This is a genomic window from Edaphobacter sp. HDX4, assembly GCF_036877565.1.
In the GTDB taxonomy this organism is placed as follows: domain Bacteria; phylum Acidobacteriota; class Terriglobia; order Terriglobales; family Acidobacteriaceae; genus Edaphobacter.
Window position 1 is genome coordinate 229453 of sequence record NZ_JAEDXW010000003.1, and the last position, 26385, is coordinate 255837.

The window sequence follows — 26385 nt, forward strand, 5'->3', positions numbered from 1 at the left end:
GGTCTGCCGGATTGGTACATGACAACGGTAAGTAGAGCGACCGTATCAGACCTGAGTCGTTTTGATGTGGATGAGGTCGTCGTTCGATCCGGTGCCGGGCAGGTAATAGTCCGGCCGCGCCCACTTACGCTCGATCTCCACTCCCTTTTGCGGCGTGCGCGTTCCGAAGCGGAAGTTGCCGCGTGGAAGCGGACCTTTATCTTCGTACGCTGCCTGGTTGGGAAGGATGGTCATGTTAACCGAGACTTCCTTGAAGGCCGGTGTATGCGTGGCGCGATCGGTGTGACTGCTGGTGAGGCGGTTTACGGGCTCGTCGACGGAGTTGAGCGACATATAGAGCTGTTTGCCTTGTACGCGATCCGTGACAAGAACCTGGAGGCGGGATTCGCCGTAGGGGGAGCGGAGCAGAACGTGAGTCCCGGTGGTGACGCCGCGCTCCTTTGCGAGCTCTGGAGAGACCTCTACAAAGTTGTCCGGAGTCATGGCATGGATGCCGGGGGTGCGGCGTGTCATCGATCCCTGCTCGAAGTGCTCAAGCAGGCGCCCGTTGTTGAGGTGGAGATCGAAGGTCTCGTTGCGTTCCTCGGAGGGCGGAACGTATTTGAGGGGGTAGAAGCGCGCCTTACCGTCAGGGAAGTGGAACTTCTCGGTGAAGAGAAGCGGTGTGTCCTTGCCATCGGCGGCGACGGGCCACTGCAGACTGTTGAAGCCTTCAAGGCGCTCGTAGGTGACCCCAGCGAATAGAGGCGTCACGGAGGCGATCTCGTCCATGATGTCGGAGGGATGCTTGTACTTCCAGTTCGCTCCCAGCCGGTTTGCGATCAGCTGAATGATCTCCCAGTCGGACTTGGATTCGCCGAGCGGCTCGAGGGCCTTGTAGATGCGCTGGATGCGCCGCTCGGTGGAGGTGAAGGTGCCGTCTTTTTCGAGAGAGGCGGCCGCGGGGAGGACAAGATCGGCAAAGCGACAGGTCTCAGAGAAGTTGATGTCCTGAACGATGAGGAAGTCGAGCTTTGAGAGAGCTGCGGCTACGTAGTTTGCGTTGGAGTCGGAGGTGATGGTGTCTTCGCCCTTGATGTAGAGGGCCTTGAGAGAGCCTTCAAGGATGGCGTCGATCATCTCGTGGTTGTCTTTGCCGGTGGTGGTAGGCAGAGAGACTCCCCAGGCGGCCTCGAACTTGGCGCGAATAGCTTCGTCGTCGACTTTCTGATAACCGGAGTAGACGTTGGGCATGGAGCCGAAGTCACTGGCTCCCTGCACGTTATTGTGGCCGCGCAGAGGATAGGCTCCTGCGGCAGGGCGCATGTAGTTGCCGGTGAGCAGCAGTAGATTCGAGATGGCGGTGGCGGTGTCGGAGCCTCCGGTGTGCTGCGTGACTCCCATGGCGAAGAGGATGCAGACCCCGTCGGCGGCAGCGACTTCGTTGGCGACGGTGATCAGGGTGGACTGCGGGATGCCGGTTAGGCGCTCGGTGTACTCGAGGGTGAAGGGCTCCAGGGACTTCTTGAATTCGTCGAAGTGGTGGACCCACTGCTCGATGAACTTCACGTTATGGAGGTTGTTGTCGATGATGTAGCGGGCCACTCCATTGAGCCAGACGGAGTCGGTGGACGGGTTGGGCCGGAAGAAGATGTCGGCGCGCTCGGCCATCTCGTGCTTGCGGAGATCGGCGACGATGAGGCGCTGGCGGCCGAACTTGTGCGAGCGCTTGATGCGGGTGGCGAGGACGGGGTGGTTCTCCGCGGCATTGGCTCCGATGAGCAGGACGAGCCCTGCACGTTCGATGTCGGCGATGGATCCGCTGTCTGCGCCGTAACCGACGGTGCGCTGCAGGCCGGTGGTGGCCGGATTCTGGCAGTAGCGAGCGCAGTTGTCGATGTTGTTGGTTCCGATGACTGCGCGGGCGAGCTTCTGCATCAGGTAGCTCTCCTCGTTGGTGCACTTGGAGGAGGCGATGAAGGCGAGGGCGTCGGGACCGTGGGCCTGCTTGATCTCCGTGAACTTCTGCTGGACGAGATCGAGGGCCTCTTCCCAGGAGATCTCAACGAAGGTATCGCCCTTGCGGAGGAGGGGTTTTACGAGGCGATCTTTGGAGTTGATGTGTCCCCACGCGAACTTACCCTTGATACAGGTGGAGATTCCATTGGCGGGACCGTGGGTCGGCTCGATCTTGAGGATGTGTCGGTCGCGTGTCCAGACCTCGAAGCTGCAGCCGACGGCGCAGTAGGTACAGACGGTTTTAGTGCGCTTGACGCGCGCGTGGCGCATCTCGGACTCGATATCGGAGAGAGCAAGAATGGGGCCGTATCCGATGGGAGGCTCGATCGCCTTGACCACGTCGATCATCTTGTCGAGTACGGCTGTGGGGAGGTTGGTGAGGTAGCCAGCGTGCCCGAGCATGGACTTTTCCATCAGCGCATTGCAGGGGCAGACGTTGACGCAGTGGCCGCAGGAGACGCAGGAGGAGCCATCGATCTTTTCGCCGCCGTCCCACAGCACGCGCGGGTGTTCGCTCTCCCAGTTGATGGTGAGGGTCTCGTTAACCTGCACGTTCTGGCAGGCTTCCACGCAGCGGCCACAGAGGATGCACTGGTCGGGATCGTAGCGATAGAAGGCGTTGGAGTGGTCCTGCGGATAAGGCTTGCGGGTGAATGGCCGGCTCTGATGTTTAACGTCGAGAACCGCGGTTGTGTTGTGAATCGTACAGTTCTGGTTATTGTTGTCGCAGACCGTGCAATAGAGATCGTGATTTTGAATGATGCGGTCGAAGGCTTCCCGCTGCGCGATGTCAACGGCGCTTCCGACGGTGACGACGTTCATTCCGGCAGCAGCGGGGGTTCCACAGGCGCGTACGAGTCGTCCATCGACTTGGATCATGCAGGTGTCGCAGCTTTCGATGGGACCCATCTGCGGCAGGTAGCACACCTGCGGGAGGGGCTTCTGGTGCTGATTCTCTCGATAGATGTTGATGATATCGACGAGAAGATCGCCATTCCGAACTGGCACACTGACTCCGTCCACCGTGATCTGGGTGTCGGGAGTGGGATCGTGGGGGGTATTGAGGAGCGGGCGTGGGACGGCCATATAGCCTCAGATGCTACGCCTCAGATGCACGTTGCTGGAAATCTGCCGGAGTAATCTTCGTGAAATATATGGGCTTCGCCTGCGAGGGAATCATCCAAGCAGGGTATGAGCGAGACGGCGGCGGCGGAAAAGTCGGGGCGTATCCGTATTGGGATCTCGGGTTGGCGCTATGCGGGATGGAGGGGCGTCTTTTATCCGAAGGGACTTCCGCAGCGCAGAGAGCTGGAGTTTGCGGCGCAGAACTTCGATTCGATCGAGATCAACGGAACGTTCTATTCGCTACAGAGGCCGGACAGTTTTACGGCGTGGTCCAGCCAGACGCCGGACGACTTTGTGTTTGCGGTGAAAGGCTCCCGATTCATCACGCATATGCTGAAGCTGCGTGAGGCTCGCGTTCCTCTGGCGAACTTCTTCGGGAGCGGCCTGCTGCGCCTGGGACCGAAGTTCGGACCACTGTTGTGGCAGTTCGCGCCACAGATGCGGTTCGATGTCGCGCGTTTCGAGACCTTCTTCAAGTTGCTGCCGCGCTCGCATCGAGAGGCGGCTTCGCTGATGCGAAAGCATGCGGATCGCATGACGGAAGACGCAGGTTTCAGGGTGAAGAAGGATTATCCTCTCCGCCACTGCGTCGAGATTCGCGATGAGAGCTTTGCGGTGCCGGAGTTTATCGACCTGTTGAGGAGGTACGATATCGGCCTGGTAGTTGCCGATACGGTGGAGTGGCCGTTGCTGATGGATGTGAGCTCAGACTTTGTCTACTGTCGGCTGCATGGTTCAGAGCAGCTGTACACGAGCGGGTATGAGGATGTTGCTCTGGACGAGTGGGCGGGGCGCGTCGTGCGCTGGGCGCGCGGAGAACAGCCGGAGGGCCGCTGTGCGCATGGCACGAGCGCCTGTGTTACACCGCGCGATGTTTACGTGTACTTCGATAACGATGCGAAGGTACGGGCTCCCTTCGATGCGAAGGGGCTGCGCAAGCGAGTCGACAGCATGCTGCAGATGCCCTCAGTCAGGTGAGTTGAGAATCTGCTGCGCGACGCGGAGACCGGAGCGTATGGCAGCGTGTACCGTTCCCCAGTGCGCGGTCGTGTCGGTGTGCTCTCCGGCGAAGAAGAGAGTGTTGGCGACAGGCTCGGAGAGCTGCCGTGGAGCATCGATCCCTCCGGCAGCGACATAGCTGTAGGCGCCGACAGAGTAGGGATCGGCGCTCCAGTCATGGGTGTGGCAGTCGAGGAGAAGATCGCGGATCGTGGATGTATCGACAGAAAAGATGCGCGCGAGAACAGAGCATGCTTGCGCTGCAAGTTCTTCCGGGCCGAGCCCTGCGAGCGCCTTGGATCGCGGACCGCCGACCCAGCCCGTGAGCAGGGAACTGGGATGCGGATGCGTGGTCCACCAGACAGGAGGCATCTCCTCAAAGCTGAAGAGAAAGCTGAGGTCCTGGATGGGTGTCGCGGGCATTCTCTTCCATAAGGGCTCCCGGAACTGCAGGGTGAAGCGGATGGCATGACCCATGCGCAGTTGCGAAGCGGCGAGGAGGGTCCCCCCGGGATGCGGATGAATGACGAGCCCTCCGGACTGGAGGACTCCCAGAGGGACGGTCACGATGACGCGGGGTGCGTTGAAGAGCTGCTCGCCTGCGGTGACCTGAACGGCAGATGGGCTCCAGCGGACCTCACGAACGGGGAGGTTGAGGTGGATCTGGCCGCCGTGTTCGCGAATGGATTCGGCGAGGTACTCTGCGAGCCGATCGTATCCGCCGGGCAGTGAAGATGCGAGATCGCCCTGGATGGAGTCTTCGGCCTTTTGCTGCGCTCCCAGAGAGGCGACGCTGATCTGGCCGGCGTCGGCAGCGTTGAAGCCTTCGACGAAGCTGCGGAGGGACTGTTTTTCGGATTCGGTTGCTTCAACCCCGGAGAGGTACTGGGCGAAGTTGGTGTCCGGCCCCGTCGGGTCCTCAAGCTGTTCCAGGAGGTCGAATGCTCCTCCCTGCTCATCGCAGCGCTCGAGGGAACCATTGCGATAGCAGGCGCTGGAGCCATCGCGCTCATACGGTTGAACGCCTGCTTCGGTGATGAGAGCCCAGAGCTCCGCGGGACGTCCGTGAATGAACTCAGCGCCCAGCTCGATCGCATGGCCATCTACATGGCGGGTGAGGATTCTTCCGCCAACACGGTCGCGAGCTTCAACGACCGTTACTTTGAGGCCGGCTTCCGCAAGCGCTCGTGCTGCGGTGAGGCCAGCCATGCCAGCCCCGATGATGAGAATATCGGTATCGGTCATCGGCGATTAGATGCACGGGTGACTGGAGTATGAGCGTTGCTCCAGGATAGGTACGCGTCGAGGGCGCTTTGGGGGTTACCGGTATACCACTGATATCCGTTTCGCCGCTCGGGCGAGAGGTCCGCGACGTTGTCGTGGATGGTCTTGTCGCGGTCGCCGAAGATGGGCTTTTCCTCGGGGATGGAGTAGACCCGGGCCCAGATGGGACCGGCACCGGCGACGGGTGAGAGGTGGCGCCCGCCGGGAGTGTCGCGGCCTCCGGCCCACTGCTGACCGTAGATGGCTTCGGATTTGAACCAGCCCACGCCAGCCTGAACGGCGGCTACGACCTGTGGAGACGGATGCGGCAGATGCATGAGGTACAACAGCAGATCCGCACTCTCCCCTGTGGCCAGAGCGGCAGGCTCGTAGTTGCGCGCAGTGGTGGGCTCGAGGGTGAGTGCATCGTGCTGTTGCGCCCAGATGGTCAACTGTCCGTGGATGCGGACCTGGGTTGCGAGAATGCAGTCGACTGCGTGCTTCGCTGCAGTGGCGGACTGTACGCGGAGCTGTTTCGGAACGAAGGCGTAGGTTGCATCGTTCTCGGACACCTCTGTGAGAACTTGAGCGGCCTCGGTGACGGCGTTGTCGTTGTAGGTGATGGCGTCGTGATATCTGCCCTCCAGCGGCCAAACCTGCGGCCATCCTCCATTCGGAAACTGGGCCGATAGCAGGTAGCGGATTCCGTTCACGATGCTGGCCTGATAGGTCGCTCTGTGTTCAGGCTTTTCAGCTGCGACGAGCGCCAGAAAACGAATCTCCGTCGTGGTGGCATCGTTGTCGAGGGTTCCGACGTAGTTCCAATCGGGGTCCTTCGGAGTGTCGAAGTCGTCGGCGGAGGGATGCTTGTTGAGGTTGTCCGGAGCGTAGCTCTGGCCCTTGAGACGCGCTGCTCCGGTCATATCGAGATTCTTGCTCCAGCCGCCTGCAGGTGTTTGAAAGCTGACGATGACGTCAGCAATATGCTGAGCCTCCGCAGAGGAGTACCAGGAAGACGGCCGGTTGAGAGGCATGCTTCGGGCGGAGGAGGCCTCCGCAGGCAGCGGCGGGACAGGTGCTCCCGGCAGGCGCTCCGATGAGAGCGCAGCCCGATCGGCCTTCTGCTGTTGCTGGGAATGCTTGAGATATGCGGTCCAGCGTGTGCGTTGGGCCGGTGGAAGCTGCGCGATGCGGGCCTCCGTGATGGATTCGGCAGGTTTACTGGTCCCGACGACCGCAGCATTGAGAGAAGGGATGAGTACGAATCCAAGGGCGAAGACGTTGAAGGAGAGGCGCATATCTGAAGTGATGGACGGAACCCGGCGCAGAGAAGACGCGCCTCCGCTATTTCGTGGGAGAACCGAAACGATTCTGCACGAAGCGGAGAGCCTGTGCGGAGGTGGTGATCGCTCCTTCGAGCTGCGCATCTTCCGCTGCCTCGAGCATCTTTTTGAAGCGAGGACCCGGGGCGTACCCGGCTGCAATCAGATCGCGTCCGGTGATGAGAGGGCTGGGGTGTATGGCTTCCGAGGGGACCGTCTCGTATTTCTCACGGGCGAAGTCATAGAGGCTGAGATCGCCATGCGAAGAGAGACAGTCCATGCGGTGCAGAGCGAGATGCTCGTTGAAGCGCTCCAGCCGAAGGAAGCGCTTGAGCGTTGATTCGCGCATGTGAAGCACGTCTGCGAATCGCATGTGGTTTTTCACGAGCGCCGTGATCTGGGCGATGTCTTCGTTGGAGAAGCGAAGGCGGGAGAGGATCTCCTCCGCGATGCGTACTCCCACCTCGACGTGACCGTTGAAGCGAATGCGGTCTTTCGGGTCGTTGGGGTCAGGCGCACGGAAGGTTGCAGGCTTGCCGATGTCGTGCAGCAGCGCTCCCCAGGCAAGGGTAGGGGATGCTCCGGGGGGCAGCTTCTCCAGAAGGAGCAGGGTATGGAGCCAGACGTCGCCTTCGGGGTGATACTCCGGCGGCTGCTGGACCCCTTGCAGTTTCTTCACCTCGGGCAGGATGTAGGGCAGTAATCCAACCTGGTCGAGCAGCTCGAATCCGACTCGCGCATTGCCCTCGGTAAGGATGAGGGTGAGCTCGTCGCGAATGCGCTCGGGGCTTACAACGGTGACGGTGCCGGCGAGCCGCTGAATGGCGGCTGCGGTTGCGGGCTCGATGGCGAAGCCGAGTCGCGCTGCGAAGCGAACGCCTCGAAGCATGCGCAATTTATCTTCGCTGAAGCGCAGCGAAGGATCACCGATGGCGCGCACAAGGCCAGCTGCAAGATCTTCGCGACCACCGACGAAATCCAGGGTGGACTCGGCCGGGTCTCCCGTCCGGTCGTAGATCTCCGGGTCAAGCAGCATGCCATTGATGGTGAAGTCGCGACGGAGGACGTCCTCTCTGGCGTCGGAGGAGAAGCGCACGGAGTCGGGTCGGCGGCCGTCGCTGTATACGCCGTCGTTGCGAAAGGTTGCGACCTCTGTGGCGGTGCCATCGGGATCGCAGACGAGGACGACACCGAAGTGGGCACCGACGGTCAGAGTCTTTCTCTCGGGAAAGAGAGAGAGAACATCGCCTGGGGGTGCAGAGGTGGCTACGTCGTAATCCTTCGGCGTGACCCCGAGCAGAAGATCGCGAACACAGCCTCCCGCGAGATAGGCCTGATAGCCTGCGGCACGAAGCGTGTTGGCGATATCACGGGCAGCGGCGTACTTCGGGTTCTCTGAGGCGGGCATCCTGGTCCCCTATGATAAAGAGATGCGCGAGAACGACCACAGCGTTAAGGGGACCGGGCTGATTCTGGGCATCGAGAGCTCCTGCGATGAGACGGCAGCGGCGGTCGTCCGTGCAGGAGATGAGGCGCTGTCCAATATCGTGGCGTCGCAGATGAACCTGCATGCCAATTATGGGGGCGTGGTTCCCGAGCTCGCATCCCGGGAACATCTCCGGAATGTGGTTCCGGTGGTTCGGGCTGCCATGGAGAGGGCAGGGGTCTCGTTTGAGGATCTCGACGCGATCGCAGTGACAGAGGGTCCTGGGCTGGCTGGCGCGTTGCTGGTAGGGATTACCTATGCGAAGGCGCTGAGCTTTGGAGCGGGGAAGCCTCTGATCGGGGTCAATCATCTCGAAGGCCATATTCACGCCGTCCTGATGGAGGCCCGGCAGCATGGCGGCGTCCAGATGGAGCTGCCACTGCTTGCTCTGGTGGTCTCTGGAGGGCATACCCACCTCTATCTTGCGGAGCAGCAGGCGGAAGGTGCGTGGCGTTATCGGAACGTGGGTCGCACTGTGGATGATGCCGCGGGTGAGGCATACGACAAGGTCGCCAAGCTGCTGGGGCTGGGTTATCCGGGAGGTCCATGGATCGATGTGCTGGCAAGGCGAGGAGATCCGCTGGCCGTGCCTTTCCGTTTCGGACCTATCAAGACGCGCACAGATCGGCAGGAAAGCTCGATCGAGGGCAAAGCCGCTATCGGGAACTCTGCTGGGCGGACAAATTTTGACTTTTCCTTCAGTGGAATCAAGACGGCGGTCCTGCGATACATCGAGACCCATGGGATGCGGGAGGCAGTAGAGGCCCGCCGCAGGGCCCTGGCGGAACACCCGGAGTGGGATCCGCACTCTGAAGAGGCGGTTGCGCTGTGCGATAGGCAGACTCTGGATCTTATCGCGTCGTTTCAGCATGCAGTCGTAGGAAATCTGCTCCGCCAGAGCTTCGCCGCCGCGGAGGCGTTTGGAGCCCGCGGAATCGTCGTCTCGGGCGGGGTTGCGGCGAACAGCGAACTGCGTCGCCGTTTTCAGGCGGAGGCGGATAAGCGGGGATTGCCGGTCGCTTTTCCGTCACTGGCGTTGTCGACCGACAATGCTGCGATGATTGCAGCGGCGGCATGGCCGAAGTTTATGGCGCGAGAGTTTGCGGACGAGACGCTGGGAGCGACGCCGCAGCTTCGGCTTGGGGCAGTCTGAGGTCTGTTCCGCCATCGTTAACGAGGAAGTCAGCTAGAATCGACAAGAAAACTCCAAACGGGAGAGGTCTGCACCCGCGCTACGTGCTCGGCTGCGCCAGGACAAAATCGCACGTGGCAAAGATGGAACTGTTCAACACTTTGGGTGGCAAAGTTGAGACGCTGGAGCCGGTCGGCGCTGCCGAACTGCGAATGTACTGCTGCGGACCGACGGTGTATGACTACGGCCACATCGGCAACTTCCGGACGTTCCTGCATGTCGATGTCCTGCGGCGTTTTCTGCGGCAGCAGGGGATGGCGCTCAAGTTCGTGATGAATATCACGGATGTCGACGACAAGATCATCCGAAATGCGTCTGCCGCAGGTAAGCCCATTGCGGAGTACACGGAGAAGTACGAGCGAGCGTTCTTTGAGGACTCGGATGCGCTTGGGATTTTGCGCCCTGAGATTGTGGCGCATGCGACCAGCTGCATCCCGGACATGGTGGGAATGATCCAGAAGCTGGCCGCCGAGGACATTGCGTACCGGGCGGAGGATGGCAGCTGGTACTTCCGCATCGCGCGCTTTCCGGAGTACGGGAAGCTCTCGCGGAAGGACTTCGATGGGATCGAAGACGGCGCCCGCGTCGATGTCGATGAGTACGAGAAGGACGCGGCCCGCGACTTCGCCCTTTGGAAGGCGTGCAAGGCTGGCGAGCAGAGCTGGGACACGGATCTTGGGTGCGGACGGCCGGGGTGGCATATCGAGTGCTCCGCAATGGCGACCAAGTTCCTGGGGGAGTCGCTTGACCTGCACTGCGGCGGTGAAGATCTGATGTTCCCGCACCATGAAAACGAGATTGCACAGTCGGAGGCCGCTTCGGGGCATACCTTTGCGCGGCACTGGATGCATGTCCGTTTTCTCCTGGTGGAAGGCCGCAAGATGTCGAAGTCGGAGGGGAACTTCTACACCCTGCGGGACTTGCTGCTGAAGGGGTATCGCGCTTCGGCTATACGCTTTCTGCTGATCTCGGTTCCGTACCGGCACCAGATGAACTTCACGTTCGAGTCGCTGCTGGAGTCGACCAATGCGATCGACCGGCTGCGAACCTTCCATCAACGAATGCTGAAGGGTGGGTTCGCTGAGGGTCGCGACGAGGCTCTTGCGGCAGCGACCGCGAAGGCGGAAGAGGGCTATACGGCTTCACTGACGGATGACCTGAATACGGCTGAGGCCCGGGCGGCGATCTTTGAGCTGGTGAGGGCGGCGAACTCTGCTGCGGATGCGGGCACGCTTCGGTCGGGCAACGTCACAGAGATTCTCCGGGTCCTGGACCTGTTTGACGGCGTGTTTGCCGTCCTCAAGGACAACGACGCGGAGATCACCCGCGCTGCACTGGTTTGGGCGGAGCACGAGGGGAGACTTGCAGAGGCGTCTCCTGAGCTGGTCACCAAGCTGTCGATGCCCGATGAGGAGATCGAAAAGCTGGTTGCGGAGCGCACCCACGCCAAAAAGGTTCGAAATTTCGCGAGAGCGGACGGAATTCGTAACGAATTGCTGGCAAAGGGGATATTGATCGAAGATTCCAAGGACGGAGTCCGATGGAGAAGGAAATAGGGTCCGGTTGTCAGACCAGCTAACGTCTTTCATTCCCAGTCGTCCTTAAGATTAGGTACAATTCCGGATACGATTCCGGTGGGTGAGGGAAGGGTATCGAACTCCCCGGATTTTATCCAAAAGAAACAGGAGAAAACCGCGAATGAAGACATGGATCCGTCCCGATTTCCAGGAAGTCAACCTCGCTTGTGAGATTAACTGCTACGCCCCTGCAGAACGCTAGAGAATGTTTTTCTTCAAGATGCTGGGGACTGCTGCCGGTGGCGGCGTTCCCCAGTGGAACTGCGCCTGCCAGTTCTGTGATCGCTGCAGGACTTCACCTCAAAATGTCGCCCCGCGACTCCAGCTTCAGGCAGCTCTCTCAGGAGATGGCAAAGCCTGGTTCCTGCTGAACGCATCTCCCGATCTGCGTATCCAGATCGAGGCGAATTCCGAGCTTCAACCCTCTCCCGGGTTGGGAAGACGCAATACCCCGATCACCGGCATTGTGCTGACTACGGCCGATCTCGACCAGGTTCTGGGAGTATTGCTGCTGAGGGAGTTCCAGCCCCTTACGATTTATGCGACCGCCCTCGTGCGCAAGACCCTGGAGGCGAACTCGTTCTTCCGCATGCTGGAACGCGTCCCGAACCAGTTGACCTGGGTAGAGATTGTGCCGGGGAAGAAGTTTTCGCTGGGCGAGTCAGGAATCTACTGCACACCGATTCCGCTGGAAGGATCGCTTCCGTTCTATGCGCGTGAGCTGGATACGGGCGAACCGGGCCAGGCGAGCCTTGGGCTTCTGCTGGAGAAGGACGGACGCAGAATCGCCTATACGCCGTCTCTTCCTGAGATTACGAAGGAGCTGCGGGAGATCTATCGTACATGCGATACCGTGCTGGCGGATGGAACCTTCTGGAGCGATGCGGAGCTGAACCGCACCCATGCAGGAACACCGCTCGCCCGATCCATCGGGCATGTGCCTTTGAGCGGCGAAGACGGGACGATTGCACTGCTGGCCGATCTCGACTTTCCACGCAGGATCTTCGTCCATATCAACAACACCAATCCGATTCTCGACGCCAGCAGCCCGGAGCATAGGGCGGTGATGGATGCAGGTTGGCAGGTGGCTCACGACGGGTGGCAACTGGATCAATGATGACAACGACGATATCTGACGAGACAACGCTGCTTACGCGGCAGGAGTTGCGCGAGAGGCTGCAGGCGGTGGGAGACAGCCGATACCACCATCGTCACCCTTTTCACCTGCGCATGCATCAAGGGGAACTGACTCGCGGGCAACTGCAGGCCTGGGCGTTGAACCGGTACTACTACCAGAGCCGGATTCCGATCAAGGATTCGCTCCTGCTGGCCAAGAGTGAAGATCCCGCCTTTCGGCGTGCGTGGAGAAAGCGCATTCTCGACCATGACGGAGATCAGGATGGTTACGGCGGCGTGGAGAAATGGATCCAGCTGGCCGAGGCGTCGGGACTTCGACGGGAGCAGGTTATTCCCTGCACAGGAGTTCTTCCCGGCGTGCGTTATGCCGTCGATGCTTATCTCGCGCTGGTTCGCGACAGCTCGCTGCTGGTGGCAGTTGCATCGTCCCTGACGGAACTGTTCTCACGCGACCTGATCTCGCTGCGCATGGATCAGATGCGTCTTCATTACCCGTTTCTTGTGCCGGGGCTCGCCTACTTCGTAGGGCGACTGACGCAGGCTCCAGAGGACGCAACGTTTGCTTTCGACTATGTCGCAACGCATGCCACAACTCGGGCGGAGCAGGAGCAGGTGATCGGTGCTCTCGAGGCGAAGTGCGCCATCCTTTGGGCACAGCTCGATGCGATTGATTACGCCTATGTCGTACCCGGCAATATTCCACCGGGTGCGTTTGTCCCGGAGTGCGACTGAAAGCTATGGAAGGTTGATCGATGGAACTGAATTCAATTCCGCGGCTGGCGCCAGGATGCCGCCTGCATCCAACTGAGAGCGTACTGCTGATTCCGGAGGGGACGCTCAATCTTACGGGACCGACACGAGAGATTCTTACGATGCTGGATGGTACCCGCAACGTGAGTGCCGTGGTTGGAGATCTGCTGCATCAGTATGAAGGCGCGGACGAGATCGAAGTTCAGAAAGACGTTCTGGACCTGTTGAATCGCCTGCAGCAGCGAGGAGTGATACGAGCCTGAGATGAGTTCGGCTGCCACAATATCGCCGGTTGGTTCGCCTCTATCGCTTATTGCGGAGGTGACGCACCGTTGTCCGCTGCACTGTCTCTATTGCTCGAATCCAATCGAGATGCAGCGCGCTGAGTCGGAGCTTTCGACGGAGGATTGGAAGCGAGTCTTCCAGCAGGCGGCTGATATGGGAGTTCTCCATCTCCACCTGACTGGAGGAGAGCCCCTGGCGAGAAGAGACCTTCCGGAGTTGATCCGTGCCGGGCGCGATGCCGGACTTTATGTCAACATGATCACGTCAGGCGTGGGCATGACAGAAGATCGTCTCGCGACCCTGGTCGAGGCGGGTCTGGAACACCTGCAATTGAGCTTTCAGGATCTGGAAGAGGCTTCGGCCAACCATATTGCAGGCACCCGGGCACATGCCATCAAGCTCGCACTGGTTCCCGTGCTCAAGCGGTTTCATCTCGCCTTCACGATCAATCTGGTCGTTCACCGGATGAATCTGGATCGTCTGGAGGAGTTTATTGCACTGGCGGAAGATCTCCAGCCCGATCGACTTGAGATCGCGCATGTCCAGTACTACGGCTGGGCTCTGAAGAATCGTTCGTTGCTGATGCCCACCGAGGAGCAGGTACAGCGTTCCCTGCCGATTGTGGAAGCGGCGAAGGAGCGGCTCAAGGGGAGGATTCATCTCGAGGCTGTGTTCCCGGACTACTTCGGAAGCTTCCCCAAAGCATGTGTCGGCGGCTGGGGCCGCCAGACGATGCTGATCGATCCAGCGGGCCAGGCGCTGCCATGTCACTCTGCGGCGATCATCCCCGGAATGACCTTCGATAACGTTCGCGAGCATGACCTGAAGTGGATATGGGAGTCGTCCTCCGCATTCCAGCGCTTCCGGGGAGACGCGTGGATGTCTCCGACCTGCCTGGCATGTCCGAGAAAAGAGCGTGACTTCGGCGGTTGCCGATGCCAGGCGTTTCTTTTGACAGGAGACCCGAACGCGATCGATCCGGTCTGCAGCTTCAGCCCGCATCATGATCTTCTGAAAGATCTTCGGGTCTCCGAGCCTGAACTTCTGCCCATCTGGCGAGGCTGAACAACAACCGCTAACCTGAAGTGGGCAGCAGGCGATCCAGTCAATTTATCTTCGTCGCGCTGCAGCTCTCCGCTTCCTTGCAGTCGAGGCACTGTCTGCAGAAGCTGCGGTTGAGCAGGTGGGCTCCGATCAGCATGGAGGACCCTGCAAGGCTGATGATGAGTTCGAGGGCAGGGTTGAGGGTCTCGCCAGACCAGGCAACGATAAGGACCAGCGAGATTCCGGCGGTAACGAGTGCAAGGAGCGTTTTGCGCCGGTGAAGCCGATAGCCGGGAACAAATGCTGCAGTCCCAAGGAGGACAACTACGACGGCGAGGGCGTGATGAAACCCGGCGTCTCCTGGGATGTATGCGACGAACCCTGGAATACAGCTCACCAGAACCGGCACCAGTAGACAGTGGATGAGACAGATGCCGGATGCGGCGGCACCAGCCAAGTCAGCATGGCGGCGCACATGTACCTGCGACGCCCTCAAGATAAAGTTCATTGTTAGCTTTCTATCGCGTGTTCGCTTCTAATCGGAGGAAGAGCAGGGCGACCATGGGTTCATGATCGCCCTGCGGTTGAGCTTAGAAGTTGTAACTGATCTCTCCGGTGATCGCACGTGGAGTAACGTAGTGCGTTCCGGAGAACGTTGATAAGAAGTTGTAGAGGGCGTACTTGTTGGTTACATTCACGGCTGTGACGCGCAAGCCGACTCTGTGTTTATCGCCGTGGAAGAGGTTATCTTCACCGAGTGCGATATCGAACAGATTGCGCGGCTGGACGCGGGGTGGGTTGTGGTCGTCGTTACCAGTGTTCGCTGCAGGGATGTGAAGGAGAGAAGAGGTTAGCTGCGATGCAAGGCAGAGATCGGGCAGGCCGCTGGTTGGGGTGGCGCTAACTCCATTGCAGGCCAGACCCGCCTGAAACTGCTGGTCTGCTGTGAGGCTGCTCAGGTCGACGGCGGGCTGTCCGCCGATCGTGAGGGGATTGCCGTCGCTGCCGAAAGAGAAGTCTGCGCAGCCGCTGTTGGGGTCGGTCGTGTTGTAGCAGGGGGTCGCGCCTGCGACCTGTCCGCTGTCGAAGCGCCAGTTGAAGCCCACCCATGTGCTCTTGCGGAATGGCAGGGTGTACTGCAGGTGCGTGGTCTGGTTGAAGCGCTCGTCGTGGTCGATGCGGAAGGGATAGCCTCCCGGTGAACCCACGGTTGCGCCGACGCCGCCGATCTGGGGATTGAAGAAGCGGGCAGCGACCGACGACATGACCACGAAGGCGGTGAAGCCGTGGGTCTCGGGTACGTTTGCGCGCAGGGCAAAGCCGGGAATCTTGGAGTTATGCCACGCGATCGGGAAGGTAATGGGGGTGGCGCCGAATACGCTGAAGTCGAACGCGTTGTGAGTGTACTTCCAGATGTACTCTCCGCTGACGACGAGATGTTTTCCGAAGGCCTGCTGAAGGCCTGCGTGAAACTCGTTGCGGAAGCCGGGATCGAAGGGCGTGGGCGTGCAGGTTCCAAGTGTCAGGAAGATTCCCTGAATAACAGGGTCGTAGCAGCCTTTGGTGGAGAGTACGAGGTTTTCGTTGAACGGCGTCTCCTGGGTGCGTGCGTAAGAGATGCGAAGGACAGTATTCGTGCGCTTGATGTTATAGGAGATGCCGACGCGCGGTTCGGCCTGACGCTGGACGGAGAGACCGTTGTAGAGGTCGCCGCGGATACCCAGGTTGAGAAGCCAGGGACCTTTGGTGATCTGGTCCTGAGCATAGAGCGCCAGCTGCTTGACGTCGGTACGTCCGTGCCATGCGTAGTTCGTTCCGCCTCTCGTGAGGTCGTGTGGGAGAAGTACAGGATTGAACGTCAGGCTGGGCTGAAGCCCTGCTCCAGGGCACTGGGAAGGATCAAGGAAGCCGTTGACCGGATCGCCCTGAGCGTCGACGCAGGGCGAGTTCAGGAGAGGGTCGATGAGGCCGGTGCTGAGATTCTCACGAAGGAAGGTCTGCTGGTACATGCCTCCAACCTTCACATTGTGGATACCTTTCACCCATGAGACGTCGGAGTGAACGCCAGTGTTCGTCAGGGTTCGATACTGCTGGACCGTCTCCTGCTGGATGGGCCCAAGGTCGGCGAGTGGATTGTTGCTGGGGTAGTAGTTGTACGCATCGCGACGGACATAGGCGCCAAGATTGAGTACGGTCTGCTGGTTCAGGATGTGTGTCCATGTGGGAGCGATATTGAAGGTCTCGATCTTCGATCGCTGATCGGTCTCTCCCACGGGATTCCCGAACTGGTCGTTGACGCTCATCGTGTCAAAGGAGTTCGGGGTCTGGAACCAGGAGCGCGTGTACTGCAGATTGGTGTGGAGCGAATCCTGATCCTTGAACTGAAAGTCGACACGATCGAAGATGTTCTGCTGGTTACCCTTGTCGTGCAGCGTCTGAAACTCGGGACCGTCGAGGAAGCGGCCGGAGTTCATTCCATTAACAGCAACGAAGTTGCCCCATCGCTGACCTCCATAGGCAACGTTGCCGTCGACGCTGGTGGTGCCGAAGGTTCCATAGTCCAGAGCGATGCTGCCGTGGGGAGTTGTGACTCCCTGGCCGGAGCGGGTGGTGGCCTTGATGATGAGGCTGGTTTTATCGCCGTATTCAGCTGTCGGAGCTCCGCCGATCACCTCTAACGATTGAACGGCGTCGGCGGGAAGCTGATTGGAGAAGACTTTGCTCTGCTGATCTGTAATCGGCTGGCCATCGACAGAAAAGGAGTTCTCCGCATGATCTCCAAGTCCGTGAAATAGTCCGTTCGAATCGGCTGACACGCCCGGAGAAGAGAGCGTAACGATGGAGCTGAGCGAAGAGGACTGGCTCTCAACCGGAAGGCGATCGATAACGTTGCGGTCAACGTCTGTGTGGAAGGTGGAGTCATTTTCGATGAGATCGGAACCCCCTTCGACGGTGACGACGTCGAAGAACCGGCAATTGCCAGCCGAAGAGGAAGAGTGATCGGAACGACAGCGTTTACGTCGACGGACTTCGTCGCGGGGTCGAAGCCTTCTGCTGTAGTGCTGACGCGATATGGATTGAAGGGAACGTTGTAGAAGTGAAACTGCCCGGAGGCGTCGCTGGTGGCGGTTCTGCTGTAACCGGTCACGTGATTGGCGATCTGCACCTTGGCACCGGGAACTACAGCACCGCTGGGGTCAGTGACAGTACCGGATACGGTTCCGGAGTTGCTTTGGGCGTAACCGAAAGAAACCAGACCGGCGAGGACGAGAAAAGATGCGCACAGGACGCGTAGAACAGACTTACCCATGGAAAAGAACTCCTGTCGAACCTGAGAAGGAAGAGAAGCAATTCAGAAAATGCAGAACTGCGTGACAGGTAAGCAAAGCCGTCCGGAGAGGGTCCAGAGATGTCGAATACCTGCAGGAACTAGGCGTAGTTCTGTGCAGGTGGAGGTCGGCTGGCCATCTCAAAGCGCCACCGGAAGATGCGAGCCGCCTCAGCCGCGACGGAGTCAAACCGCAACATCGAGACCATCGGCTCAGGGGCGTAGTGATCCGGGACCGCCAGCGTAGAGTGCATTGCCACGCAGAGCGGGCAGTGGTCGTCCGGCGCAGGACCATTGTGATGGGTGCCCTGCTGCTTCAGCGCGGAAAACTCAGCGTGAGTGTGAGAGACCTGGGCCGTACTCATCGCGCAGACTGCAAAAACGCAGACGAGTGCAAGCACCTGAAGCCAGATAGGCTGCTGCTCCTGCCGTCCGAGTTGAGAGAATAAGCGCATGGAAGTGTACTCTTTTGGTTTAGCACAGCCTGAGGGGAATGCCAAAATCGCAGACATCCTGCACGTCTCGACATTCGACGCACGTCTAATGAAGCGCTGGCAGAAAACTGTGGGAATCAGGTCTATGGGTAAGACGAAGCGAGTTCATACAAAGTTCCTCGGAATGTTACTTCTTGCGGGGCTCTTGCCCCTTACTGTTGTCAGCAATGGGGAAGGGCAGTCGGCGCAGAGGAAGTCTCTGCCGGCAGCCGATAGTTCGTCACCGCACCGTACTCGCCTGATTCTCAAAGACGGCAGCTACCAGATTGTGATGAGTTATGAGGTGATTGGCGATCGAGTCCGCTACATCTCCGCCGAACGTGGCGGGGTGCAGGAGGAGATTCCGGCTGCGCTGGTGGACATCGATGCCACCCAGAAATGGGAACGAAGCCATGCGGAGCCCGAGGATTCGCAAAAGGGAGAGGCCCCACCGATCGACCCCGAACTGCTGAAGGAAGAAGCGGATCGCGCGGCGATGACTCCGGAGGTCGCTCCTGACCTGCGATTGCCTGAGCTGGATAATGTGCTGGTTCTGGATACGTTCCAGGGGCAGCCGCAGCTGGTTCCGCTTCCCCAGTCCGACGGCGAGCTGAACCACAATACTGCTCATAACATCCTGAAGGCCGTGGTCAATCCGCTTTCAAGTCCTCACCAACTTGTCCAGTTGAAGGGGGAGCGCTCCATGGTGCAACTGCACGTCGACAACCCAGTCCTCTACATCCGGATTGGCGAGGCGATCGTGCCGGACGGCAATACGCCCCTGACGGTCGATACGCATGGGGCTTCGACTGCGATGAAGGACGATCCTCACCACGATGCCAGCACGAGTCGTTTCGTTATTGTTAGGGCGGATGTGCGAACAGGCACACGGGTGGTGGCTTCCTTCAAAATCGGTCTGCTTGGGGGTGGCGAGCCGATTGAAGATGTCGTGCAGACGACTTTGGAGGTCCTTCCTGGAGGTCACTGGATGAAGCTGACGCCAAAGCAGTCACTCACCTTTGGCGAGTATGCCCTGATGGAGGTGTTGTCGGATCGAGAAGTAAATCTTGGAGTGTGGGACTTCGGCGTTCATCCTATGGCGCCGGCAAATCGCGATGCTATTCTTCCCCAGCCCAAGCGGCCCTTTGCGCTCTCGCCAAGGCGTCCGGATCAATAGAGTTAGCGGGAAGACCGGATGGCGGTCGGGAGCTTCGCGCGTTCCATCAGGAGTCCGCGGCCCGCGACTGCGACGTTGTCGCGCGTGGTCTTGGCCTCGTACATCATCTCGTCGGCGGACCGCAGGATCGCCTGAACGGTATTGCCATCTTCCGGATAGGTCGCCAACCCGAAGCTTCCGGACAGACTGAGCGACAGACCTGCTCCTTCGAGGAAGGGGGTGCGGCGCAGATCTTCCCATAGAGCTTTTGTAGTTCCAATGGCGGCGGCCTTACCCATTCCCGGCAGCATGGCGACGAATTCGTCGCCACCATACCGAAACGCGGAGTTGGCGGGTCCCAGAGAGCGCCGCATGAGGTTACCCACCTCCGCGAGCAATCTGCTGCCGATCAGATGGCCATGGGTGTCATTGACGCTTTTGAAGCGGTCAAGATCGACAAACATCAGGCTGAACTCTCCACGCCTGGAGACCTGTTCTTCGAGCATTGTGTAGAGATGGCGTGCGTTGAAGAGCCCGGTGCAGTCGTCGGTGATGGTGAGTTCCTGAATCAGCGTCATGGATCGCGCATTCTGAATAGCGATCGCAGCATAGTCGCAGAGGATTCGCAGGAACGAGATGGAATACTCCGACAGCAGGTCGAGCTTGCTGTTGAGAAGCTGGATGACACCCAGCGTTTTATCGCCGGAGCGCACAGGAACACAGGCGATTGACTGGATGTTCAGTTCGGGATGCTTGGCTGAGAAGGCGGCCCAGTGCGGATCGAGCCTCACATCCGGCACGACAAGCGGGTTGCCGGTGGCAGCAACCCACCCGGCAACGCCTTCTCCGATGGGGACGCGGAGGCCGCGGAGGCTTTCAGCATTCTCTCCCACTGCAATCGCGTAGTAGAGCTCGTTCGTCTTCTGGTCCACCATCAGCATGGACCAGCGCTCCGGTCCAAAGAATTGCGCCATCTTGTTCATGATGGCGCTGAGAATCTCTTCCAGTTCAAGGCTTGCCGTAAGGGCGCGCGCTACATCGTGGAACACCCTGAGGTGATCCATCTGGCGGCTGTCGATTACTTCGAACGGGCGCCGATCTTTCAATGAAGGCCCCTTGAAATCAAACATTTACTGCTATCCCTGCGATTGAATTTCTCAAGCAGTAGAAATGACTGGTTTTCGTCCGGACCAGAGAGGCACCAAGCAATTCTCTAGCCTCCAATGTGAACCATACTTCGCGAAGGTTTCTCAAAGCCTGGTTCACCGATGTGATGGCGTTCTTCTTTGGAAAGGACAACTTTGCGTATGTACGCGGAGAGTTCCTCATCGGTTCCGTGGTGCAGCATTCGGCCATAGAGATCATGATCGGTTTGTGAGAAGAGACAGGTTCGTAGCTTCCCATCGGAGGTAAGCCGAATCCGGCTGCAGTGTCCGCAGAAGGGACGCGAGACCGGAGCGATAATGCCGATCTCTCCGAGCCCGTCATCGAAGGTAAACCGTCGTGCAGTTTCGCTTGCCGCCTTTTGCGGAAGTTCGACTAAGGGACGATAGCCACGCAGCCGATCCAGGATCTCGCTCATGGGGACGACCGTCTCCGGCTTCCAGCTGCGGTCCTCTTCCAGCGGCATGAACTCGATGAATCTCACGATCACACCCTCGCGGCGGGAAAATTCCGCGAAAGCTTCGATCTGGTTGTCGTTGAAGCCCCGAAGCAGAACACAGTTGACCTTCACCGGACCCAACCCCACATCCATTGCTTTTCTGACACCGGCCAGGACGCGATCAAAGCTTCTAGGCACTCGCGTGATCCTGGTGAAGGTCTCGGAGTCAACGGCGTCCATGCTCACGGTGACGCGGCTGAGACCGGCTTCTGCCAAGGGTAGCGCAAGCTTCTCCAGGAGATGTCCGTTGGTTGTGAGAGCGAGGTCCAACGGAGCACCCGATGCGGTCGGCTCCCCATTGGGGAGAAAAGCTGTCCTGAGTTTTGCCAGCTCGCGAACCATCTCGACCAGGCCCGAGCGCAGTAGAGGTTCCCCACCTGTCAGGCGAACTTTCTCTATCCCCAGAGACACCAGGATGCGCACCATGCGGAGATAGTCTTCGATTGCAAGCTCACTGTATTGGGCGCCATCGTTGCCGGTCCGACAGTAGACGCAGCGGTAGTTGCACCGGTCCGTGACCGAAAGGCGCAGGTCGGTGATGGCGCGACCAAAACGATCACGCAGCCGCTCCGGTTGCGAGCGGTCCTCTATCACGAGAGTTCCAGCGTCATCTCTGATCGGCAGCAATGGGGAGATAGTTGCCATGGGCTTCTTCTTTAATACGATTCGATGCGCGTGGCCGTAGAAGTGAAACAAATGAAGCAGAGGTTACAGTATAGAGCGCGTTCTTCGAAAAGCCTACGATGTCTTCTTCGGAGGCAGGATCCCCGACGCTTCGGAATGGATTCTTTGGCACCGCGACGCTGCTTCTCAGCCCTTTGCGGCAAGAACGGCCTTGGTGAGCTCCGGAACGATCTCAAAGAGATCTCCCACCACGCCATAGTCGGCAATCTCGAAGATCGGGGCATTTTCGTCCTTATTGATGGCAAGTACCGCTTTTGAGCCTTTCATGCCGACAAGATGTTGAATGGCTCCAGAGATCCCCACAGCCACATAGAGCTTTGGGGAGACAGTCTGACCCGAGCTTCCTACCTGCCGTTCCATCGGAAGCCATCCGTTGTCGCAGATCGGGCGCGAAGCGGCAAGCTCTGCCCCCAAAGCCTGGGCTAGTTCTTCGACCAGTGAGAGGCTGTCCTGTTCTCCGATCCCGCGGCCGACGGAGACGATCAGGGGCGCAGAAGATAGATCGACGGATTGGGAAGACTCACGAAAAGGCTCGCCGGGTTTGCTGCGGATCTGGTCCGGCAGGAGTTGCGGCGTGAAGGTCTCGACCGAGGCTGTGCCTTCCTGTACCGCATCGGACCGGAAGGTACCAGCCTGAACGGAGACGAAACAGGGTCCCTGGGAGGTATGACGGTAATCCGCGTTCAACTTGCCCTGCAACAGCTGCCGGACAAACATCGGGCTGCCCGTACTGCCAGAACCGTAGCGGATCGTAATGACGTCGCTGATGAGGACCTGGCTGAACCGGGTCGCCAACGCCGGCGCGAAATCGCGGACCCGATACGTGTGAGGGAAGAGGACATAGTCCGGCGCTTCCTGCTTCACGAATTGTTCCAGAGCCGCAAGATAACCATCCGCGGTGTAGCTCGCCAGAAGTTCGTGATCGATGGCATATACCTTTTTCAGCTTTTTGGACGCCAGTTCCTGGGACAGCGAACCAGAGTTTCGCCCCACCACTACGGCTGAGCATTCGGTTCCGAGATGTTCCGCCAATTGCTGACCGGCAGCAAGAGCCTCGAAGCTCATCCGGTTCCAGGCGCCGTTTCGCTGCTCCATCATGACAAGCACACCGCTCATAGCACCCTCACTTCGAATTTCAGCTTCTCGACGATCTTTGCCGCAATCTCTGCAGGCGAGCCGGTAAACATCTCGGTCTTCTTTTGCTTCTCCGGTAGAAAGACACGCTCCAACTCGACCGCCGGAGCAGCTGTAGCGGGGAAAGCAGCGACAGTCTTCATCTCCTTGCTCTTCGCTTTTTTGATTCCCATCAACGTGGCATAACGCAGCTTGTTCCCTCCCGACTGGATGGTGAGCAGCGCCGGAAGCGGCATCTCGACATGCTGAAACCAACCGTCTTCCAACTCGCGCTTCACCTTCAATCCCGATCCGAGGAGTTCGACCTGCATGATGATGGTCGCGTGCGGGATTCCGAGCAGCTCCGCGAGAACGACGCCGGTCTGGCCCAGACCGAGATCGTCAGACTGCAGTCCTGTCAAGATGAGGTCCGGCGCCTCTTCTTTGATTGCCTCCGCGAGAATCCTGGCAATTCCGAGAGTGTCCCGCGAGCCGAGATCGTCGCATTCGATGTGGATGGCACGGTCCGCACCCTTGGCCAGGGCTTCGCGCAGGGTGCTCTGCACCCGATCCGGACCTGCGCAGACCACCACCACCTCCCCATCTCCGCCCTTTTCTTTCAGCTGGAGCGCCTCTTCGAGTGCGTAAGCATCCGGCTCGTTGATGGTGTAGTTCAGGTCGCTTTCGTCAATCCATCTGCCATCTGCCGCGATGTGGACTGGGGCATCTCGCTCCGGGACCTGCTTGATGGCTACGACAATCTTCACTGCGCTCCTCCTGATTCTGTTAGGCCGGACGGCTTTGGATCCTGCGGTGCGGACAAGGCGCGCACGGTCAACTGTGCGATATCGAGCAGCTGCGGGGGAGCATCGCTCACGGCTGTCAGAGCATCGCGGAACATCGTATTGCAGAAAGGGCAGGCCGTCCCGACAATCTGCGCTCCTGTAGCCGCCAGTTCACGAGCGCGAACATGGCTGACGCGATCACCCTGCTCCTCTCCCAGAAAGGCCAGGCCGCCGCCCGCGCCACAGCAGAAGCTGCGCTCATGGGAACGTGGCGCCTCCAGGAGTGTGCCTGCGTGCTCTACAACCGTTCGCGGCTCCTCATAGATGTTTTGATAGCGTCCGAGATAGCAGGGGTCGTGATAAACAATGCTTCCGGAGTTCTGCTTAGGCAGCCGGTCTATGTGGCGGGCCATGAACTCGGAGTGATGTTCAATCTCCGGTGCAACACCGAAGTCTTTCCAATCGGTCGCAATGGTGCGGACGCAGTGCGGACATATCGCAACGATCTTCTTGACCTTCGCGGTCTCTAAGGTCTTCAGTCCCGTCTCGGCTAACGTCTGAAACACGAGATCGTTGCCAAGTCGTCGTGCTGGGTCGCCGGTACACTTTTCCTTCTTCAGGACTCCGAAGGTTGTTCCGAGATGCTGCATGACTTTTGCGAAATCGGCAATGATCTCCCGGCCCTTAGGATCGTATCCTCCCATGCAGCCCATCCAGAGGCAATACTCCTGAGAGCCATCAAAGATTGGAAACGCCTGCTTCTGAATGAACTTGTCGCGCTCGGCTGTACCAAGGCCCAGTGCATTGCCGTTCTTCTCAAGCGCCAGAAAGAGTTTGGTGCCGTAGTCGTCCTCCCATGCCCCGGTATTGGTTGCCCCGCGACGCAGGCCGACGATGATGGGAACGTGCTGGATTCCGACCGGACACTGGAACTCGCAGCCTCCACAGGTGGTGCATTGGAAGGCTGCCTCCATGCTCAGAAACTTTGCCGGCGGATTGTCGGGGGAAGCGATTCGCGACTCGGTAAGCAGTGGCACGTCAGACGAGGGTCCAAACTCATTCAGATAGCTTCTAAAGCCAAGGATGATCTCTTTCGGGTTCAGAACCTTGCCGGTTGTCGCAGCAGGGCAGTGCTCCGTGCATCGACCACATTCCACGCAGCTGTAGGTCTGCAGGGAGATCAGCTGGGTCACATCCTTGCCCGCGACCAGGCCGAAATCCTCATCTTCGCGAAGCGGGGGAATATCCGAGAATCCCGGGCGCTTGAGGAATACGGTCACCGGGCTGAGGACGAGATGGAGATGCTTTGTATGGGGGATCAGCGGAAGAAAGAGAAGCAGCGTGAGCGTATGCGTCCACCAGAGCAGGCGAATCGCCGCGCCCTCACCCGTGACGAAGAACGATCCGAGATAGCTCAGCATCAGCAAAAAGATAAGGAAGGCGATCACGCCAGATTCGTAAGAGACCTTTTGACCGAGCCAGACGGGTCGCACAAAAAATCGCCTGACGAACAGGCCCGTGATAGAGATGGCCACCAGTAGAGCCCAGAGGGCTGCGAAATAAAAGTAGAAGCGGCCTGCAGTACTTGAGGGAGAGAGAAAGCCCAGCCCGAAGCCGACGGCCAGGTGGTTGAGGCTGACGAGGGCGAAGGCGAGGAATCCCCAGAAGACAAAGGCATGGGCCAGTCCGGGAAGCGGTCGCTGGCGTATGACCTTCGCCTGGCAGAGCACCTCCCAAACGAAGTCCCAGGTGCGGCGGCCGAGTGGGTGAAGTGTCAGTCCAGGATCCTTCCGCGAACGGAGGATGGTACCCAGGATGGGGCCGAAGCGCCAGAAGAAGAGACCGCACGACAGGCCGATGCTGACGGCGAGCAATCCGCTCTCAATCGCGGTGAAGCGCGAGGGTTCAGACAGAGTGAGGAAGGGAGAGGACGGTAACTGGGAAAGCAGAAGTGTTCCCGTCAGGGAACGGAGAGATGCAGCCGATTGAAGCCCCCCAGCAATCATCCGAACCTGTCCGTGAGCAGGACAGCATAGGCTGTACCGCTCACTCTTTCGAACAATTCCCGAGTCTGGTCGAGCGCCTCAGCTAGTAGCTGATGAACTCGGTAGACCCGCGGCGCAGACGAATACCGGCCAGCAGGAAGATTGCTGCCAGAGTTCCTGTAATTGCGTCCCAGTAGACCATGGGATGTGCCAGTCCCGGCGAAACCGTGAAGTCCTGACCAGCCCACAGAGTCACCAGCGTGAAGACGATGAGGCACTGAAAGCCGATGACCAGGCAGAGCTGACCGCGGCGGCGGCGCCTGTCCAGAAGTTCGACTTCATCGGGGGTCAGATTTCGTTCTTCGATGGGCAGCAGCGTGTTAGCCATGAGTCTTTTCTTGTCTCCCTGCGTTTCGTTGCGGTTCGAGGAAAGCATCCCGAGCGGCGGCAACTTTCTTTTCCATTAAAGCATAGCTCACGATGACACTTCGACACTTTGCGAACAGCAGAGAACGGTATTCGTCCAGCGCCGGAAGCATAACTGAACGGCCATTCATTCGTAAAGACAGCGGAAGAGATTCGATTTGCCCTCAGGAGGGCCCCTGATAGGTCCTGGGAACTCCGGGCTACAGAAACGCTACTGACTGTATGCCTGCCACCTCGAACCGCTTTCGGCAGCGGACATTTTTGCAGCCAACCATGTCATCGCGACGCACCATATAGCTCTGGGCTTTGGCAAATCGCGCCCGGTCGCGGTCGTCAGCTCCTCGGGGAAGCTGGTTCTTCTTTCTTCGTACGATCCAGCCAAGCTCATACTCGCCCTGTTGTCCGCAGTGCGGGCAGGTCATGGTGTGGGTCCGCTGCTCCGGACGCTCGTCGAAAAAATCGCGTTCTTCCATCCAGCACCTCTCGGTCTGCGGCTGTTTTGTTTGGAAGCCGCACCCTCGTGCGGTCCAGCGGCTACCGGACCATAAGTACAAGAGTATTGCATAATCGCAGAGGGACTCGCAGCCGTCGGAT

At 59.2% G+C, this 26385-nt stretch carries 23 protein-coding genes and 2 pseudogenes; 9 read left to right on the forward strand and 16 right to left on the reverse strand.

The annotated features are described in order from the left end of the window. Nucleotides 1–45 precede the first annotated feature (45 nt). Nucleotides 46–3084 (reverse strand): formate dehydrogenase subunit alpha, encoded by a 3039-nt coding sequence (gene fdhF, locus JAO29_RS05170; protein ID WP_334267119.1) that lies wholly within the window; start codon nucleotides 3082–3084, stop codon nucleotides 46–48. Between the two features lie 105 nt (nucleotides 3085–3189). Between fdhF and JAO29_RS05175 the strand changes: the two genes are divergently transcribed. Next, nucleotides 3190–4101 (forward strand): DUF72 domain-containing protein, encoded by a 912-nt coding sequence (locus tag JAO29_RS05175; protein ID WP_334267120.1) that lies wholly within the window; start codon nucleotides 3190–3192, stop codon nucleotides 4099–4101. On the opposite strand, the gene JAO29_RS05180 is transcribed toward JAO29_RS05175, so the two are convergent. From JAO29_RS05180 to JAO29_RS05190, 3 genes are read right to left on the reverse strand one after another with little or no spacing between them, the layout of a single operon-like run. After that, nucleotides 4090–5367, reverse strand: coding sequence for a flavin monoamine oxidase family protein (locus tag JAO29_RS05180; RefSeq protein ID WP_334267121.1), 1278 nt, complete (start codon nucleotides 5365–5367; stop codon nucleotides 4090–4092). The genes JAO29_RS05175 and JAO29_RS05180 overlap by 12 nt on opposite strands. Next, nucleotides 5364–6683 carry a pectate lyase gene (pelA, locus tag JAO29_RS05185; RefSeq protein WP_334267122.1) on the reverse strand — a complete coding sequence of 440 codons (1320 nt, stop codon included), beginning with the start codon at nucleotides 6681–6683 and terminating at the stop codon, nucleotides 5364–5366. The genes JAO29_RS05180 and pelA overlap by 4 nt, the downstream gene beginning before the upstream one ends. Before the next feature lie 46 nt (nucleotides 6684–6729). After that, the gene (locus tag JAO29_RS05190; RefSeq protein WP_334267123.1) at nucleotides 6730–8115 is read right to left on the reverse strand and encodes a CCA tRNA nucleotidyltransferase; all 1386 of its coding nucleotides are present in this window, start codon (nucleotides 8113–8115) and stop codon (nucleotides 6730–6732) included. A 22-nt stretch (nucleotides 8116–8137) separates the two neighbouring features. Between JAO29_RS05190 and tsaD the strand changes: the two genes are divergently transcribed. The 7 genes from tsaD (at nucleotide 8138) to pqqE (ending at nucleotide 14199) form a co-directional block, all read left to right on the forward strand. Further along, nucleotides 8138–9346, forward strand: a complete 1209-nt coding sequence (gene tsaD / locus JAO29_RS05195; RefSeq protein ID WP_334267124.1) for a tRNA (adenosine(37)-N6)-threonylcarbamoyltransferase complex transferase subunit TsaD — start codon at nucleotides 8138–8140, stop codon at nucleotides 9344–9346. 122 nt (nucleotides 9347–9468) lie between these two features. Then, nucleotides 9469–10941 (forward strand): cysteine--tRNA ligase, encoded by a 1473-nt coding sequence (cysS, locus tag JAO29_RS05200; protein WP_334267209.1) that lies wholly within the window; start codon nucleotides 9469–9471, stop codon nucleotides 10939–10941. Nucleotides 10942–11083: 142 nt separating this feature from the next. After that, on the forward strand, nucleotides 11084–11164 hold the full coding sequence (gene pqqA, locus JAO29_RS23425; RefSeq protein ID WP_442886318.1) for a pyrroloquinoline quinone precursor peptide PqqA: 81 nt from the start codon (nucleotides 11084–11086) through the stop codon (nucleotides 11162–11164). A gap of 3 nt (nucleotides 11165–11167) precedes the next feature. Then, nucleotides 11168–12079, forward strand: coding sequence for a pyrroloquinoline quinone biosynthesis protein PqqB (gene pqqB, locus JAO29_RS05205; RefSeq protein ID WP_334267125.1), 912 nt, complete (start codon nucleotides 11168–11170; stop codon nucleotides 12077–12079). Next, complete coding sequence (gene pqqC / locus JAO29_RS05210) at nucleotides 12076–12831, forward strand: pyrroloquinoline-quinone synthase PqqC (protein ID WP_334267126.1); 756 nt, start codon at nucleotides 12076–12078, stop codon at nucleotides 12829–12831. The genes pqqB and pqqC overlap by 4 nt, the downstream gene beginning before the upstream one ends. A gap of 20 nt (nucleotides 12832–12851) precedes the next feature. Continuing rightward, nucleotides 12852–13112 (forward strand): pyrroloquinoline quinone biosynthesis peptide chaperone PqqD, encoded by a 261-nt coding sequence (pqqD, locus tag JAO29_RS05215; protein WP_334267127.1) that lies wholly within the window; start codon nucleotides 12852–12854, stop codon nucleotides 13110–13112. A gap of 1 nt (nucleotide 13113) precedes the next feature. Next, nucleotides 13114–14199, forward strand: coding sequence for a pyrroloquinoline quinone biosynthesis protein PqqE (gene pqqE, locus JAO29_RS05220; RefSeq protein ID WP_334267128.1), 1086 nt, complete (start codon nucleotides 13114–13116; stop codon nucleotides 14197–14199). 40 nt (nucleotides 14200–14239) lie between these two features. Here pqqE and JAO29_RS05225 read toward each other — a convergent pair whose 3' ends face one another. From JAO29_RS05225 to JAO29_RS05245, 5 genes and pseudogenes are all read right to left on the reverse strand, one after another. After that, nucleotides 14240–14686: a MerC domain-containing protein gene (locus JAO29_RS05225; protein ID WP_334267129.1), complete on the reverse strand. Its 447-nt coding sequence runs from the start codon at nucleotides 14684–14686 to the stop codon at nucleotides 14240–14242. 82 nt (nucleotides 14687–14768) lie between these two features. Then, a complete protein-coding gene (locus JAO29_RS05230; RefSeq protein ID WP_334267130.1) occupies nucleotides 14769–16850 on the reverse strand; it encodes a hypothetical protein in 2082 nt (693 codons plus the stop codon). 21 nt (nucleotides 16851–16871) lie between these two features. Beyond that, a pseudogene (locus tag JAO29_RS05235) lies at nucleotides 16872–17252 on the reverse strand (hypothetical protein); the annotation flags it as partial. After that, nucleotides 17231–17488 (reverse strand): annotated as a pseudogene (locus JAO29_RS05240) (carboxypeptidase-like regulatory domain-containing protein); the annotation flags it as partial. The pseudogenes JAO29_RS05235 and JAO29_RS05240, both read right to left, overlap by 22 nt. Nucleotides 17489–17607: 119 nt before the next feature. Next, entirely contained in the window at nucleotides 17608–17961 is a 354-nt protein-coding gene (locus JAO29_RS05245; protein WP_334267131.1) for a hypothetical protein, read from the reverse strand. On the opposite strand from JAO29_RS05245, the gene JAO29_RS05250 reads away from it, so the two are divergent. Continuing rightward, nucleotides 17960–19156, forward strand: coding sequence for a hypothetical protein (locus JAO29_RS05250; protein ID WP_334267132.1), 1197 nt, complete (start codon nucleotides 17960–17962; stop codon nucleotides 19154–19156). The two genes, JAO29_RS05245 and JAO29_RS05250, sit on opposite strands and share 2 nt — an antisense overlap. Before the next feature lie 2 nt (nucleotides 19157–19158). Here JAO29_RS05250 and JAO29_RS05255 read toward each other — a convergent pair whose 3' ends face one another. The 7 genes from JAO29_RS05255 to JAO29_RS05285 all read right to left on the reverse strand — a co-directional run bounded on the left by JAO29_RS05255 (nucleotide 19159) and on the right by JAO29_RS05285 (nucleotide 26264). Then, nucleotides 19159–20265, reverse strand: coding sequence for a sensor domain-containing diguanylate cyclase (locus JAO29_RS05255; protein ID WP_334267133.1), 1107 nt, complete (start codon nucleotides 20263–20265; stop codon nucleotides 19159–19161). Nucleotides 20266–20348: 83 nt separating this feature from the next. Beyond that, nucleotides 20349–21443 (reverse strand): GTP 3',8-cyclase MoaA, encoded by a 1095-nt coding sequence (gene moaA / locus JAO29_RS05260; RefSeq protein WP_334267134.1) that lies wholly within the window; start codon nucleotides 21441–21443, stop codon nucleotides 20349–20351. Between the two features lie 165 nt (nucleotides 21444–21608). Beyond that, entirely contained in the window at nucleotides 21609–22598 is a 990-nt protein-coding gene (locus tag JAO29_RS05265; RefSeq protein ID WP_334267135.1) for an electron transfer flavoprotein subunit alpha/FixB family protein, read from the reverse strand. Next, nucleotides 22595–23362, reverse strand: coding sequence for an electron transfer flavoprotein subunit beta/FixA family protein (locus tag JAO29_RS05270; RefSeq protein WP_334267136.1), 768 nt, complete (start codon nucleotides 23360–23362; stop codon nucleotides 22595–22597). The genes JAO29_RS05265 and JAO29_RS05270 overlap by 4 nt, the downstream gene beginning before the upstream one ends. Further along, complete coding sequence (locus tag JAO29_RS05275; protein ID WP_334267137.1) at nucleotides 23359–25386, reverse strand: (Fe-S)-binding protein; 2028 nt, start codon at nucleotides 25384–25386, stop codon at nucleotides 23359–23361. The genes JAO29_RS05270 and JAO29_RS05275 overlap by 4 nt, the downstream gene beginning before the upstream one ends. An 82-nt stretch (nucleotides 25387–25468) precedes the next feature. Next, entirely contained in the window at nucleotides 25469–25753 is a 285-nt protein-coding gene (locus tag JAO29_RS05280; RefSeq protein ID WP_334267138.1) for a hypothetical protein, read from the reverse strand. A 238-nt stretch (nucleotides 25754–25991) separates the two neighbouring features. Beyond that, entirely contained in the window at nucleotides 25992–26264 is a 273-nt protein-coding gene (locus JAO29_RS05285) for a hypothetical protein (protein WP_334267139.1), read from the reverse strand. Between the last annotated feature and the right edge of the window lie 121 nt (nucleotides 26265–26385).